Annotated in this window: 14 protein-coding genes; 10 read left to right on the top strand and 4 right to left on the bottom strand. The window is 65.1% G+C overall.

Features of this window, described 5'->3' with window-relative positions:
• Positions 1-271: 271 nt before the first annotated feature.
• Complete coding sequence (locus Q8X51_RS31960; protein WP_074846122.1) at positions 272-571, bottom strand: hypothetical protein; 300 nt, start codon at positions 569-571, stop codon at positions 272-274.
• A 213-nt stretch (positions 572-784) separates the two neighbouring features.
• On the opposite strand from Q8X51_RS31960, the gene Q8X51_RS31955 reads away from it, so the two are divergent.
• From Q8X51_RS31955 to Q8X51_RS31945, 3 genes are read left to right on the top strand one after another with little or no spacing between them, the layout of a single operon-like run.
• A complete protein-coding gene (locus Q8X51_RS31955) occupies positions 785-1429 on the top strand; it encodes a secretin and TonB N-terminal domain-containing protein (RefSeq protein ID WP_065926293.1) in 645 nt (214 codons plus the stop codon).
• Positions 1426-1971 (top strand): RNA polymerase sigma factor, encoded by a 546-nt coding sequence (locus Q8X51_RS31950; protein WP_027607555.1) that lies wholly within the window; start codon positions 1426-1428, stop codon positions 1969-1971. Before Q8X51_RS31955 ends, Q8X51_RS31950 begins: the two co-directional genes overlap by 4 nt.
• Before the next feature lie 37 nt (positions 1972-2008).
• Positions 2009-2935, top strand: a complete 927-nt coding sequence (locus Q8X51_RS31945; RefSeq protein WP_407694863.1) for a FecR family protein — start codon at positions 2009-2011, stop codon at positions 2933-2935.
• 60 nt (positions 2936-2995) lie between these two features.
• On the opposite strand, the gene Q8X51_RS31940 is transcribed toward Q8X51_RS31945, so the two are convergent.
• Positions 2996-3607: a type II secretion system protein GspJ gene (locus Q8X51_RS31940; RefSeq protein WP_407694864.1), complete on the bottom strand. Its 612-nt coding sequence runs from the start codon at positions 3605-3607 to the stop codon at positions 2996-2998.
• Positions 3604-4056, bottom strand: coding sequence for a type II secretion system minor pseudopilin GspH (gene gspH, locus Q8X51_RS31935; RefSeq protein WP_065926284.1), 453 nt, complete (start codon positions 4054-4056; stop codon positions 3604-3606). Before gspH ends, Q8X51_RS31940 begins: the two co-directional genes overlap by 4 nt.
• Before the next feature lie 93 nt (positions 4057-4149).
• Between gspH and Q8X51_RS31930 the strand changes: the two genes are divergently transcribed.
• The gene (locus tag Q8X51_RS31930) at positions 4150-4581 is read left to right on the top strand and encodes a type II secretion system protein N (RefSeq protein ID WP_407694865.1); all 432 of its coding nucleotides are present in this window, start codon (positions 4150-4152) and stop codon (positions 4579-4581) included.
• On the opposite strand, the gene gspI is transcribed toward Q8X51_RS31930, so the two are convergent.
• Positions 4568-4933 carry a type II secretion system minor pseudopilin GspI gene (gene gspI, locus Q8X51_RS31925; protein WP_027607546.1) on the bottom strand — a complete coding sequence of 122 codons (366 nt, stop codon included), beginning with the start codon at positions 4931-4933 and terminating at the stop codon, positions 4568-4570. The genes Q8X51_RS31930 and gspI overlap by 14 nt on opposite strands.
• A gap of 148 nt (positions 4934-5081) precedes the next feature.
• Here gspI and gspG point away from each other — a divergent pair, with 148 nt between their 5' ends.
• The 6 genes from gspG to Q8X51_RS31895 form a co-directional block, all read left to right on the top strand.
• Complete coding sequence (gene gspG / locus Q8X51_RS31920) at positions 5082-5531, top strand: type II secretion system major pseudopilin GspG (protein ID WP_049708805.1); 450 nt, start codon at positions 5082-5084, stop codon at positions 5529-5531.
• 8 nt (positions 5532-5539) lie between these two features.
• Entirely contained in the window at positions 5540-6418 is an 879-nt protein-coding gene (gene gspK / locus Q8X51_RS31915; protein WP_083221209.1) for a type II secretion system minor pseudopilin GspK, read from the top strand.
• Positions 6415-7485, top strand: coding sequence for a type II secretion system protein GspL (gene gspL, locus Q8X51_RS31910; protein WP_065947770.1), 1071 nt, complete (start codon positions 6415-6417; stop codon positions 7483-7485). Before gspK ends, gspL begins: the two co-directional genes overlap by 4 nt.
• Positions 7478-7990: a type II secretion system protein GspM gene (gspM, locus tag Q8X51_RS31905; RefSeq protein ID WP_407694866.1), complete on the top strand. Its 513-nt coding sequence runs from the start codon at positions 7478-7480 to the stop codon at positions 7988-7990. Before gspL ends, gspM begins: the two co-directional genes overlap by 8 nt.
• Positions 7987-10311, top strand: coding sequence for a type II secretion system secretin GspD (gene gspD, locus Q8X51_RS31900; RefSeq protein WP_407694867.1), 2325 nt, complete (start codon positions 7987-7989; stop codon positions 10309-10311). The genes gspM and gspD overlap by 4 nt, the downstream gene beginning before the upstream one ends.
• A 139-nt stretch (positions 10312-10450) precedes the next feature.
• A partial coding sequence (locus tag Q8X51_RS31895; RefSeq protein WP_407694868.1) for a GspE/PulE family protein occupies positions 10451-11294 on the top strand: 844 nt, incomplete at its 3' end.

The raw sequence follows: 11294 nt of genomic DNA, 5'->3' as shown, positions 1-11294 counted from the left end.
GTGGTGGTGGTGAGCGGGCTTGTCGAATCGTCGCACCGCCCGCGCTGGGCTGCGAAGCAGCCCCAGGAAAGAAGAACGCGGTGTCTCAGAAACTCTGTAGAGGCGGGTTTTGGGGCTGCTTAGCAGCCAGGCGGGGGCGGTGCGACGATTCGACAAGCCCGCTCACCACAACAGCTCTATCTGCCGGGGGGACAGCGTTTAGACAAAGTTGTGTAGATACCTATGCCCCTCCCACATGGGTGCTGTGTTGCTCAAACAGTTATCGAACAACTCAAGGCCGCTGTGGTTTCACCGAGGTGCCGAAGGTATTGCCCATGCGCACGCTGGTCGCCGCCGGGGTGGCCAGGCCGACCTTGTTCGGCTGGCGTTTTTCCACGGCAATGCCTTGCGCCTCGCGGTTTTTCTTCGCGGCTTTGGCCGCATTCGTGTCGTTGCCCATCTGCTGGCTCAGGCAGCCATAGTCGGGCGCCTTGTAGCCATCCACCGAGACTTCGGCGCAGTTGCCGGCGTGGGCGTGCAAGGGTAGGGCCGCGCACAGCAACAGGCTGGCGAGGAGCGGTAAGCGTTTCATCAAGGCCTCCTGGCGGGCCCGAGGGGGGCCGGTTGGTGTACAAGTCTAGTGCAGCGGGCCTCTCGTCACCGTGATGTTTTTTTTGCTATCACCGTAACATCAGGTTCATAAATTGGCCTCAGGATGACGGTTTTCTAGGGCGCGTCGGCCGTGCAGCGATGCAGAGCAGGGGGTGAACAGGGGGGCTGGAGGCGCGCCGTATGCGCCCTGCTCTTGCTGTTGCTGCTGGCCGGTGGTCGCGTCGCGCAGGCGGAGTCATCGCTGCTGCTGTTGAACCTGCCGGCGCAGGACCTGGAACATGCACTGCAAGCGTACAGCCGCGCCACCGGAATGGCGGTGCTGGTCGACCGCGAACTGACGCGGGGCCGGCGTTCCATCAGTGTGCGCGGGCGTTTTACAGCGCAGGAGGCTCTGGCGATGTTGCTGACGGGGAGTGGCCTGATGGCGCGTTATGCACGCGATGATGCGTTCACCTTGCAGTTGCCCGCGGTCAGCCAGCCGCCTGCCACCCGTGGTGCGGCGGCACGCAACGCCGCACGGATCAACAACAGCTACGCCACGGCCTTGCAGCAGGCCATCGAGGCCAGCCTGTGCCGCTCGCCGCTGACCCGGCCCGGCAGTTTCCGCGCGCTGGTACAGGTGTGGGTCAACCCCCAAGGGCTGATCGAACACAGTCGGTTGGTCAGCTCCACCGGCGACGAACAACGCGATGAAGCACTGGTACGCAACCTGGGCACCACGCGGGTCGAACGACCGGCACCGAGCTCGCTGCGTCAACCGGTGACTTTACTTTTGATGCCCGACACCACAGGAATGCGCATGGAATGCACAGCAGCAAACGGAGCCTGGGGCGGATGAAAAATACCGGGCACAGTACGATGGTCGGCTTGTTCCTGGCCTCCTACGACGACTTCAAGGTACGTTTGCGCAAGCGCCTGGGCTCGGAGGACCTGGCCAACGATGTGCTGCACGAAACCTACCTGCGGGTCGACCGCATGGAAGTGCCGCCCAACCTGGCGCAACCCAATGCCTACCTGTACCGCATGGCCTTGAACATCGCCGCCGACCGCCGCCAGGCTGACGCGCGCCTGCTCACCGGCAGCGAGGTGGAAGAACTGCTGCAAAGCGCCGACGAAGCCCAGGACCCTTCACGGGTGGTGGGCGGCCAGAAAGAAATCCAGTCCCTGGTCAAAGCGCTCTACGAACTGCCGGCCCGCCGCCGCAAGATCCTTATCGCCGCCCGCCTGGAAGAAGCCCCGCACCTGGAAATCTCCCAGCGTTTCGGCATTTCCACGCGCATGGTCGAGAAGGAAATCAAGGCCGCCCTGGGCCACTGCGCCAAGCGCCTGGAAAGAAAAGTGATCCAGCGGTTCGGTCCCGGGGCCGGAAAACCGTCTTAGAGTCGAGTCCCTGATAAAACCGTGAGTATTTGCGCGCTTGAACATTTTTAGCCTCTGTGCCCACCGGCACTCCGCCGCCAGCCCCCTGCACGATGAAGCCCGCGACTGGCTGGTCCTGCTGACCTCGGGCCGCGCCACCGTGGCCGATGCCAAGGCGCTCAAGGCCTGGTGTGCGCAAAGCCCCGAGCATGCCCAGGCGTTCGAGCAGGCCAAGGCGATGTGGCAGCAACTGGCCCCGGCCCTCGATTCAGTCTCGCAACCACGCAGCTTTGGACGCCGTGCATTCCTGGGCGGCGCGATTGCCGCATCGGCCGCCATGCTCATGGTGCAGGTCGGCTCCCCCGGTGGTTTTGCCGGCCTCACCGCGGACTATCGCACCGAAGTCGGCGAACAGCGCCAAGTGCTGTTAAGCGACGGCGTCAGCCTGGAACTCAACACCCAGACGCGCGTCAGCCGCGTGGGCCAGGGGCTTGAATTGCTCGAAGGCGAAGTCGAGGTGATCGCCCATTCCGCACAACCGCTCAAGATGCTGGCGGGCGAAGGCTGGGTGAGCGCGGCGCAGGCACGTTTCAATCTGCGCAACACCGACCGCACGGTGTGCGTGACCTGTATCGAGGGCTGGCTGTCGGTGGCCGTGGCCGGGCGCAGCGTGCGCCTGGAGAGCGGCCGGCAACTGAGCTACGACGCGGCCGGCCTGGGCGAACCGGTGGTGGTGGACACCCAGGCGGTCGTGGCCTGGCGCGAACAGGTGCTGGTCTTCAACAACGCCACCCTGGCCACGGTGGTGGACGAAATCAACCGCTACCGCCCGGGGATGCTGGTGCTGCTCAACAAGCAACTTGGCCAACGGCGCGTCCAGGCGCGGTTCAGCCTGCAGCAGTTGGCAGGGGTGGCGTTGTTGATTCGGGATGCGTATGGGGCCAAGTGTACGGAGTTGCCGGGTGGGGTGGTGTTGTTGAGTTAGAAGTACCTGCCTATTTTCAATGTGATAACAAGGTATCTACGGGGGGCGTGTTTGGGACGGCTATCTCAATGGCCCCACCACCTGCCGATACTTCTCCACCCCCTGCGGCGTCTCCCGCACCAAACTGATCTCCAACCCCAACGGATCCTCACGCCGATTCCCGCTCAACTGCCGCCAGCCCTTATCCGCCTCCCACACCCGCACCTGCAGGTCACGGACCCCGCTCAACACCACCACGCCATCCTTCGCCGCCGGCAGCGGATAGCGATCCCGCGCGGGTGCCGCAGCGCGATACAAACTGTCGCCCTTGAGCCACCAGCGCACCCGTTGCAGGCCATCGCCGGCGATGGGTGCGCTGCGAATGATGTCCAGCCGAAAGCCTTTGCTGTCGGAACTGCGCACGGTGACCGCCGCCGGTCCATCGAGCTTTTCTGCACTGTTCTTTGAGGGCTCCGGGGTGTTCAGTTCGACGCTGGCGCGCAGGCTGATGTCGCGCTGCAGTTGGTTGAGGGCGCGCAGCAGCACTTCGGTCTGTTCGCTGCTCGCCTGCAGGTGCTGGTCGGCGCGGGTGACGCTGTCCAGCCCGCGCCAGGCGATTACGCTGACCACGGCCATGAGCATGATCGCGACCATCACTTCGATCAGGGTGAAGCCTTGTTCGGATCGGTTCATGGCTGGCTCACCACGCGCATCAAGCCGGCGGTGTCGCGTTGCAGGCTGAGGCTGTGTTGGCCGTCGGACAGCACGATGCGCACGGGTGGGTTGATCCATTCGGCGTCGAGCACCAGGGTTTGCCGGGGTTCGATATCGATGTGCATCGGCGTGCTTTCCCACAGGCGCGGACGCAGTTGGGTGTCGCCCTGGAACGCTTCGACGCCGCTGCCATCGTCGGTGCGGCGGTTGAAGCGAAAGCCCTTGGCGTCGGCGCGCCAGGTGATCGGGCGGCCGTCCGCGCGGGCTTCGGCCTGGGCCACTTGCAGCAGTTGGCTCAGGCGCTCGGCGTCCTTGCGCAGCAGGTGCAGCGGGTCGGGCTTGATGGTCAGGCTGATGGCGGCGCTGGCGATGCCGATGATCACCAGCACCACCATCAACTCGATCAGGGTGAAGCCTTGCTGTTTCATCGGTAGGCCCCTCGAAAGCTGGTGAGCTTGTGAAATAAAAACGTGCGAATTGGCCTGTAGGCTGGTGCCATGGACAAACAGGAGGTCCTTCCCATGGCATTTACCCTGCGTTTCTCACCGGCCCACGGTGTACAGATCGTGGCGTTGCTGGCGGCATTGGCCGGTGTGGCGGTCTGGACGCCGCTGTTGCTGACGTCCGCCGAGTCCCATACGCCCCAGGCCGCGCCCCAGGTGCTGGCGGCGCGCAGCGATAATCCGGCGCTGCAATGGTTTTCCAATGCGCCGGCTGCGTTGCAGGTCAAGGTCTCTGGGGTGCTGGCCGGGGAGCGCGGTGCGGTGGCGATCCTCAGTCTCAACGACGGCCCGCCGCGCAGTTTCCTGCTGGGCGAGCGCCTCAGCCCCGGCGTGCGGCTTACGGCCATCGAGGGCGACGGAGTCGAGATCGAGCGCGGCGGCGAGAAGCTGCGCGTCAACCTCGACAAATTGCCCGATGGGCCGGCCTTGCCGCGGCTCACTCGGCCCTGACCTGTGTCTCCACGCGGGCCAGCGGCGGCGCCTCGCGGCTGGCGTCGAGCACCTGCACGTTGACTTGAAACAGGCGGCCATCGCGGCTGATGGTTTGTTCGCATCGCAGCTTCAAGCGCCCCTGGTCACAGCTGAAGGTCTTTGTGCCGTCGCGCAAATGCCCTTCCAGGCGCAACTCCGCCAGGCGACTCTGCGCCGCCAGCAACCCCATGGATTTGTCCCGCAGCAGGCCGTTGCCCTGGGTCATCAACCCGGCCACACGGATGGCAGCAGCCATCGCCACAGCGATAATCGCCAGCGCCACCAGCACCTCGATCAGGGTAAAACCTTGCTCCTTGCGACGGCCGTACATGGGGTTCTCAAAGCCGGGAAACAGGCCCGCAGACTAGCGCCGGTAGTTGACCGATTGGCGACCGAAACTCCCGAGGATTTTCAATACGACTGACATGTGTTCTTGCAACACTGCGCCACGAAATGTACCCAAGCCAAGGAATGTCGAGATGGATATCGCGCGCCTAACATCCCCATTGCCAGGCCCTCGCGGCCAGCGTGGCTTCACCTTGATCGAGATCATGGTGGTGGTGGTCATCCTCGGGATCCTCGCGGCGATGGTGGTGCCCAAGGTCCTCGATCGCCCGGACCAGGCGCGGGCCACCGCCGCGAAACAGGACATCGGTGGGTTGATGCAGGCGTTGAAGCTGTATCGCCTCGACCACGGCACTTACCCGAGCATGAACCAGGGCCTGAAAGTGCTGGTGGAACGCCCGGCGGATGCCAAGAACAATAACTGGCGCGCCTACCTCGAGCGTTTGCCCAACGACCCTTGGGGCCACCCTTACCACTACCTCAATCCGGGCGCCAACGGTGAGGTCGATGTGTTCTCCCTGGGCGCCGATGGCCAACCGGATGGCGATGGCGTGAATGCCGATATCGGCTCCTGGCAGTTGTAAGGCGCGCCATGAAAGGGTATTCGCCCCCAGCGGCGAAGCAGCGCGGCATGGCGATTATCAGTGCCTTGCTGATCGCGGCGGTGGTGGCGGTGATCGCCGGCGGCATGCTCACGCGCCAGACCGTATTCACCCGCAGCCTGGAAGCCGAACAGTCGCGCGTGCAGGGCCAATGGCTGTTGCTGGGCGGTCTTGAGCGCAGCCGGCAGATGCTCTGGGAAGCCCGCCAGAAGGACGTGCTGACCCGCCTTGACCAACCTTGGGCGCGGGCCCAGGCAGGCGTGTTCGAGGGGCGGATAGACGATGAACAGGGCAAATTCAACCTGCGCAACCTGGTTAACCGCCAGCAGCCCGACGCCGAGCAATTGCAGAGTTTCGAGCGCCTGTGCCGCACCCTGGGCGTGGCCCCGGCCGTGAGCCGGCGCATCAGCCAGCGGGTGATTGCTTCCTATGAACAGAACGGGCAGCCCGCCAAATACCCGATGCTGCGCAGCCTCGACGACCTCAGTGGCCTCGAAGGCCTGACCCCGGAGGTGTTGCAGCGCCTGCAGGCGTACGTCAGCGTGCTGCCCGGCAATACCTGGGTCAACGGCAACACTGCCAGCGCCGAAGTGCTCAGCGCGGTGGTGCCGCAGCTCAGCCTGTCCCAGGCCCACGGGCTGGTGGCCGAGCGCGACAACGGGCATTGGTTTATCAACCGTGGGGATTTCGTCAACCGTCTGCACTTGCCCCAGGTGGAGTTGGAAGCGGTGCAAGTGGGCATTACCAGCGAGTGGTTTCGCCTCCAGGGCCAGGCGCGACGCGAGCGCCGGCGGGTGACAATCGACGCGTTGCTGCACCGCCCCGAAGACCGTGAGCCCAAGGTGATCTGGTCGCGGGTGGGCGTATGAAACGCTTGCGCATTGCCTTGCCGCCGCTGGATCAGGTCAGTGCTGAAAGCCAGGTGAAATTTGCCTGGATCGAGCGTGGCGTGGTGGTGTCCGAGGGGCAGGAAAGCCTGGCGCAATTGGGCAAGAGCCGGCAGGCGGTGGACTGCTTTCTGCACCCGCATGACAGCCTGCTCACCAGCCTGGAGCTGCCGCCATTGCCCGCAGCAAAAAACCAGGCGGCGGTGGCCTGTGCGGCCCAGGCGCTGATCCTCGGGCCGGTGGAACAAATGCACGTGGCCCACGGCCCGCGCGAAAGCGATGGGCGCGTGCAGGTGGGCTGGGTGCCCAAGGCCGGGCTGGAGCGACTGGGCCAGGTCTTGGCCCAGGTGCAGCTCAAGCTGCGCGGCCTGTACCCGGCGCCCTATGCGTTGCCGGTGGGGGCGGCGGCGTTGGACGACGGCTATCTGTTGACCCGCGACAGCCTGCAACAGGGCGCTGTGCACCCGCTGGGGTTGCAGGCGCTCGACGTGCCGCTGGTGGCGGAGGCGCAGCGTTGGAGCGGCGCGGTGCCTGGCTGGGGCTTGCATGCTCGCCTCGGTCAAGCCTCCGGTGCCGGATGGGGCAGGGCGCTGGCTTGTGTGGCGCTGGCCGCTGCCATCTGGACCGTCGGCCTCAACCTGTATGCCGCGCGCCAGGTCGACGAAGGCCAACGGCTCAAGGCGTTGATGAACCAACAGGTGCGCCAGGCGTTTCCTGAATTACCCGTGGTGCTCAACCCTTTGCAGCAGGCCCGTCAACAGTTGGCCGCACGTCAGAGCGGCGCGGCTGCCGATTCGGGCCAACGCTTCAGCAGCCTGCTGCAACTGGCAGGCAGCAACCTGCCCTTTATGGTGGGCAGCGTCGATAACCTGAACTTTGAGCAGGGCACCTTGCACCTGGCGTTACTCGCCGACAGCCGCAACCCGGCGGCCGAGGGTGAGTGGCAGGCCGCGTTGGCCCAGGCCGGTTTTGCCGCCATGCGCGATGAGCAGGGCTGGAGCATCGGCCCGGCGCCGGCCACGGAAAAACCGGAGGCCGGCGATGAATAGGTGGCTGCGCCTGCGCACCCAGGCCCAGGTGTTCTGGAGCGGCCTGGCCCTGCGCGAGAAACGCCTGCTGATCGGCGCCGGGCTGGTGTTGGCAAGCCTGCTGACCTGGCTGGTGCTGGTGCAGCCGGCGTTGAAAAAGATCGACTACTGGCAGGCCGAAACCCCCAGGCTGCGCGCCCAGGCCGAATCCTTGCAGGTGCTGTTGCAGGACGTCGCCGCGCCGCGCCAGGCCGACGAAGCCGCGTTGCGCCAGGCCCTGGACAGTGCCGGCCTGCAAGGGCATTACCAGGTGCAGGCGCTGGACGCCGGCGGTTGGCGCCTGACCTTCGACAACGCCCCGGCCGACGCCGTGGTGGCCTGGCTGCTGGGCAATGCCCGTTCATTTTCCCTGGAGGTGTCCGAGGCGCGTTTGCAACGTGCTGCGGATGCCGTCGATAACTCGGCCGGCACTGTGTCCGGGACCGTTCGCATGGATCAGGCGCCTGGCGCTAAGGAAGCTTCATGAAGTGGTCAGTCCTCCCTTTTCGCAAGGCCGCGCCGTTGCTGTTGCTGGCCTTGAGTGCGTGCAGCAGCCCGTCAACCACGCCGTTACTGGTGGACAGTGAGCTTGGCCAACCCCTGGCCGATACCCGGCGCAGCGGCGATACCCTGCTGGATCGCCAGCGCGACGAAGCACCGAAACCGCGGGTCCAGCACCCGGTGACCAACAGCGTCCGTGGCCAGGCCCCGGCGCCGGTCAAGGCGCGCAACCCGCTGGGTGACCAGCCGGTGCAGCTCAATTTCGTCGATGCCGATATCCAGGCGGTGGTGCGCGCGCTGTCCCGTGCCACCGGCCAGCAGTTCCTGGTGGACCCTCGGGTAAAGGGCAAGCTCACCCTGGTCAGCGAAGGCCAGGTGCCGGCCCATCAGGCCTACGACATGCTGCTGGCGGCGCTGCGCATGCAGGGTTTCAGTGTGGTGGATGTGGGCGGCGTGGCCCAGGTGGTGCCGGAGGCCGATGCCAAGTTGCTCGGCGGGCCGATCTACAGTGCCGGCAGCAGTGGCATGCAGACGCGCACCTTCCGCCTGCAATACGAAAATGCGGTGAACCTGATCCCGGTGCTGCGTCCCATCGTGTCGCCGAACAACCCGATCAACGCCTACCCCGGCAACAACAGCATCGTCATCACTGACTATGCGGAAAACCTTGCGCGGGTCGCCCAGATCATCAGCGGCATCGACACCCCCAGCGCCATCGATACCGATGTGGTGCAGATTCAGAACGGCATTGCCGTGGACATCGCCGCCATGGTTTCCGAGCTGCTGGAAACCCAGGGCGCCGACCAGACCCAGAAGATCAACGTGGTCGGTGACCCGCGCTCCAATTCGATCATCGTCCGTTCCGGCAGCCCCGAACGTACGGAGCTGGCGCGCAACCTCATCTACAAGCTCGACAATGCCCAGAGCAACCCCAGCAATATGCACGTGGTGTACCTGCGCAACGCCCAGGCGGCCAAGCTGGCCCAGTCGCTGCGCGGGCTGCTCACCGGCGAGAGCGATTCCGGGGTGAGCGATGATGGGCGTGGCAAGCTCAGCGCCATGGGCGGCAATGGCAATAACGGGCAGGGCACGAGTAATGCCCAGAACAGCAGCGGCACGCCCACCGGCAGTGGCGTGCAGTCGGGCTATGGGCAAGCCACCGGCTCCAGCACCGGCACCAATACCGGCAATACCGCCAACGAGCAGGACACGGCGTTCAGCGCCGGCGGCGTGACCATCCAGGCCGACGCCACCACCAACACCCTGCTGATCTCCGCGCCGGACCCGCTGTACCGCAACCTGCGGGAAGTGATCGACATGCTTGACCAGCGCCGCGCCCAGGTGGTGATCGAAAGCCTGATCGTGGAAGTGGGCGAGGACGATGCCACCGAGTTCGGTGTGCAATGGCAGGCCGGCAACCTGGCGGGCCGAGGCGGCTTCGGCGGGGTGAACCTGGGCGGCAGCGGTGTCGTGGGCACGCCGACCAGTCCCACCAGTATTGATGTGCTGCCCAAGGGCCTGAATATCGGCGTGGTCAATGGCACTGTGGATATTCCGGGGATCGGCAAGGTGCTCGACCTCAAGGTGCTGGCCCGTGCCTTGAAGAGCAAGGGCGGCACCAACGTGCTGTCCACGCCGAACCTGCTGACCCTGGACAACGAAGCGGCGAGCATTTTCGTGGGGCAGACCATTCCATTCGTCACCGGCAGTTATGTGACCGGTGGCGGCGGCACCAGCAATAACCCGTTCCAGACCGTGCAGCGCGAAGAGGTGGGGCTCAAGCTGAATGTACGCCCGCAGATCTCCGAAGGCGGCACGGTGAAGCTGGATATCTACCAGGAGGTCAGCACCGTGGACACACGGGCGTCGGTGTCGGCGGGCACGGTGACCAACAAGCGCGCGATCGATACCAGCATCCTGCTCGACGACGGGCAGATCATGGTGCTGGGCGGGCTGTTGCAGGACGGCTACAGCCAGAGCAATGACGCGGTGCCGTGGCTCTCGGATATTCCGGGGTTGGGGGCGTTGTTTCGCAATGAGAAGCGCAGTGTGAGCAAGACTAACCTGATGGTGTTCCTGCGGCCTTACATTATTCGCGACAGTGGCGCGGGGCGTAGCATTACCTTGAACCGCTATGAATTCATGCGTCGTGCCCAGGGTGGGTTGCAGCCGGAGCACAGCTGGGCGATGCCGGATGTGCAGGCGCCGCAATTACCGTCGGTGGAGAAGGCGATTCCGGGTGGGCAGCAGCAGGGGCCGCGGGCGGTGATTCGGGCGGTGCCGGTTTCTGGAAATGCACGGCCATGAGTTCGAGTGGAGATCTAAATGTGGGAGGGGGCTTGCTCCCGATAGCGGTGGGTCAGTTTCAAATTGGCTGGCTGACACACCCTCATCGGGAGCAAGCCCCCTCCCACATTTGGACCGCGCTCAGTCAAGAGGATGTCTCGTGAGCCTGCTCCCCTACGCCTGGGCCAAATCCCAACGCATCCTCCTGCGCCCCGGCGAGGACGGCATGCTGCTGACCGTCTGCCCCTCAACCCCCGGTTGGTCGATCAGCGAAGTGCGGCGCCAGTTCGGCCAGTCGCGGGTTGAGCAGGTACGCGACGATGAACTCGACGGCCTTCTCGCCAGTGCTTATGCCGATACGGGCAGCGCCGCCGCCGTGGTGGGCGCGGCGGAAAACGAGGTCGACCTCGACCGCCTGATGCAGGACATGCCCGAAATCACCGACCTGCTCGACACCCAGGACGGCGCGCCGGTGATTCGTATGATCAACGCCTTGCTCACCCAGGCCGCGCGGGACGAGGCCAGTGATATCCATATCGAGCCCTATGAAACCCACTCCGTGGTGCGCTACCGCGTCGACGGCACGTTGCGGGATGTGGTGTCGCCGCGTAAGGCATTGCATGGCGCACTGGTGTCGCGGATCAAGATCATGGCCCAGCTCGACATCGCCGAAAAACGCCTGCCCCAGGACGGGCGTATCGCCCTGCGCGTGGCCGGGCGGCCGATTGATATTCGTGTGTCGACCGTGCCCACCGGGCATGGCGAGCGCGTGGTGATGCGCTTGCTCGACAAGCAAGCCGGGCGTTTGCAACTGGAGACCCTGGGCATGGAGCCGCAGTTGCTGGCGCGCCTCGACACCTTGATTCGCCAGCCCCATGGCATTGTGCTGGTCACCGGGCCCACGGGCAGCGGCAAGACCACCAGCCTGTACGCGGCGTTGGCACGGCTGGATGCGAGCACCAGCAATATCCTCACCGTGGAAGACCCGGTGGAATACGACCTGC

This window comes from Pseudomonas sp. Yb2C2, assembly GCF_052112325.1.
GTDB classification, from domain to species: Bacteria; Pseudomonadota; Gammaproteobacteria; order Pseudomonadales; family Pseudomonadaceae; genus Aquipseudomonas; species Aquipseudomonas marginalis.
Note: the sequence above shows the minus strand (reverse complement) of the source record. Positions and strands in the feature narration are given on the sequence as shown.